We start from the raw sequence: 2,523 nt of genomic DNA, 5'->3' as shown, positions 1-2,523 counted from the left end.
GGGCCCGCGCCCGTGCGCATCGGGCCCCACGTCGGCCCCCTCCTCGAGCAGCTGCGGCAGGAGTTCCCGCCGGCGCAGCCCGACCAGGACGACGCCGGGCTGGCCGAGCTCGCCGACGGCCTCCGGGCCCTGGCCCACGGCGACAGCCCGGGCACCGACCTGCCGGTCGACCTGCACGGCACGGCCTTCCAGGCCCGGGTGTGGGACGCCCTGCGTCGCATCCCCGCGGGCCAGACGCGCTCCTACACCGAGGTGGCCGAGGCGATCGGGGCCCCGACCGCGGTCCGCGCGGTCGCGAGCGCCTGCGGGGCCAACCCCGTGGCCCTGGTGATCCCGTGCCACCGGGTGGTGCGCAGCGACGGCAGCCTCGGTGGCTACCGGTGGGGCCTGGAGGTCAAGCGTCGGCTGCTGGAGACCGAGGGCTCCGCCTCCCCCGCGGACCCCTCGACCCCACGGGCCGCGGGCCTCGCGAACCACGTCGCCCAGCCTGCCGAGCAGTCCGCGTGAGCCGCCGTCCGCCCACCTGGGTGCTGGCCTACCTCGTGCTGGCCGTGGTGTGGGGCTGCTCCTTCGCCTTCGTCCAGGTGGGGCTGCGCTCGCTGACCCCGGTGCAGGTGGCCTTCGGCCGACTCTTCCTGGGCGCCCTGGCCCTGCTGCTGCTCTCGGCGGTGCTGCGCCAACGGCTCCCCCGACGACGACGCACCTGGGGGCACCTCCTCGTCGTCGGGGCGGTGCTCAACGCGGTGCCGTTCACGCTGTTCGCCGTCGGGCAGCAGCACGTGTCCTCGATCCTCGCGGGGATCATCAACGCCGCGACCCCGCTGACCACCCTCGCGGTGATACTCGCCGCCTACCCCGAGGAGCAGCCCACCCGGCGGCGCGTGCTGGGTCTGCTCATGGGGTTCCTCGGGGTGGCCGTCGTCCTCGGCGTCTGGGAGGGGTTCGCGGCCGGGCAGTGGACGGGCGTGCTGGCCTGCCTGGGGGCGGTGACCTGCTACGGCATCGGGTTGCCGTACTCCCGGCGCCACCTGACCGGCTCCGGGGAGGGGCCCGTGGCGCTCGCGACGGGGCAGGTGTCCATGGGCTGCCTGCTCATGGTGCCCGTGCTGCTCGTCTCGGGGGTCGCGCCCCACGCGCCGGTCACCGCCACCGTGGTGTGGGCGATGGTCGCCCTGGGCGCTGTCGGCTCGGGCTTCGCCTTCGTCCTGAACTTCCACGTGATCAAGCAGGCGGGCCCCAGCACGGCGAGCACCGTCACCTACCTGACCCCGCTGGTCGCGGCGGTCGTCGGGATCGCGGTGCTGGGCGAGGGCATCTCCTGGCACGAGCCCGTCGGCGGGCTGATTGTCCTCGCGGGGGTCGCCGTCGCGCAGTCGCGCCGGGCTGTCGCTAGCGTGACGCCGATCCCTGCGGCGCCCGCACCAGCTGCGCCAGCAGGGCCAGGACAGGCAGCTCGACCAGAGGCCCCAGGACCAGCGCCAAGGCGATGAGCGGCCGGTCAGGGAAGGCCGCGACCGCGATCGCGAGCGCGATCGGGGAGTTCCGCGCCGTGGTCGACATCACCAGGGTGACACGCTGGTCGGCCGGGAGCCTGAGCGCCCGGGCGGCGGCCAGCGCGGCGAGCGGCGCGAGGACCAAGAAGATCCCGAGGGGCAGGAGGAGGAGCAGCACCGCGCTGCCGTGGTCGAGCACCGTGCGGGCCTGCGAGGCGACCATCGCCAGGACCGCGAGGCACAGCAGCGGCAGCACGACCCTGCTCGCCGGCCCGACGACGACGCGCTCTCGCCACGCCGCCCCCCGCGTCCGCACCGCGACCAGCCGCACCGTCATCGCCAGGACCAGCGGCACCACGAGCACCACGAGGACGGCCTCGACCAGGGTGCCCGCGTCGACCATCGCGGCCTCCCCACCGAGGAGCAGCACGTACACGGGGAGCAGGAGCAGCTGCAGCACGAGGTTGACCGGGAGCAGGGCCGCTGCGATGCCGCCGTGCCCGCGGGCCATGGCCGTGAACACCAGGTACCAGTCGGTGCACGGGGTGACCAGGAGCAGCAGCAGGCCGATCCTCAGGTCGGGCTGCCCACCGAGCAGCCCCGCACCGAGGGCCCAGGCCAGGGCCGGGGTGAGCACGAAGTTGAGCACGAGGCTCGCGCCGAGCACCCCCCGCGCGCGACGGGCGTCCCGCAGGTCCGCGGCGTCGAGCTGGAGGAAGACCGCGACCAGCATCGCCAGGAGCAGCGGCAGCACGACCCGACCCGCGGCGTCGCCCACCGGGAGCACCGAGCCGAGGAGGAGCCCCACCCCGGCCGCGAGCGCCACGAGCACGCCCTGGAGCCGTTCCGCGGTCGACATGTCGCCCACTTCACCACAGGCCTCCGACGGCGAGACGCGGCTCTGCGCCAGTGCCTGCCCGGCGTCCGCGCTACTGCGTGCCGGGTGCCCGCGCTACAGCTCCCAGGTCTGGAGCCGCCCGCACATGCCGTAGCGCCGCGGTCCGGGCCGCGGGCCGGTCGCGCTGACGGC

Annotated in this window: 3 protein-coding genes; 2 read left to right on the top strand and 1 reads right to left on the bottom strand. The window is 75.3% G+C overall.

Going from position 1 to position 2,523, the window contains the following annotated elements:
• Both L0B03_RS16550 and L0B03_RS16545 read left to right on the top strand, forming a co-directional pair.
• A partial coding sequence (locus L0B03_RS16550) for a methylated-DNA--[protein]-cysteine S-methyltransferase (RefSeq protein ID WP_250447917.1) occupies window positions 1-507 on the top strand: 507 nt, incomplete at its 5' end.
• Window positions 504-1,490: a DMT family transporter gene (locus L0B03_RS16545; protein ID WP_250447915.1), complete on the top strand. Its 987-nt coding sequence runs from the start codon at window positions 504-506 to the stop codon at window positions 1,488-1,490. The genes L0B03_RS16550 and L0B03_RS16545, both read left to right, overlap by 4 nt.
• Here the strand turns inward: L0B03_RS16545 and L0B03_RS16540 are convergent.
• Window positions 1,390-2,352, bottom strand: coding sequence for an arsenic resistance protein (locus L0B03_RS16540; RefSeq protein WP_250447913.1), 963 nt, complete (start codon window positions 2,350-2,352; stop codon window positions 1,390-1,392). The two genes, L0B03_RS16545 and L0B03_RS16540, sit on opposite strands and share 101 nt — an antisense overlap.
• Window positions 2,353-2,523: the final 171 nt, after the last annotated feature.

The sequence above is a fragment of the Actinotalea sp. C106 genome (assembly GCF_023630195.1).
Classification (GTDB): domain Bacteria; phylum Actinomycetota; class Actinomycetes; order Actinomycetales; family Cellulomonadaceae; genus Actinotalea.
This window is presented reverse-complemented; position numbering and strand designations above follow the sequence as displayed.

What these genes read in the sequence shown, in the direction of transcription:
- L0B03_RS16540 (WP_250447913.1), bottom strand. Translation starts at nt 2,352, where the DNA reads ATGTCGACCGCGGAACGGCTCCAGGGCGTGCTCGTGGCGCTCGCGGCC.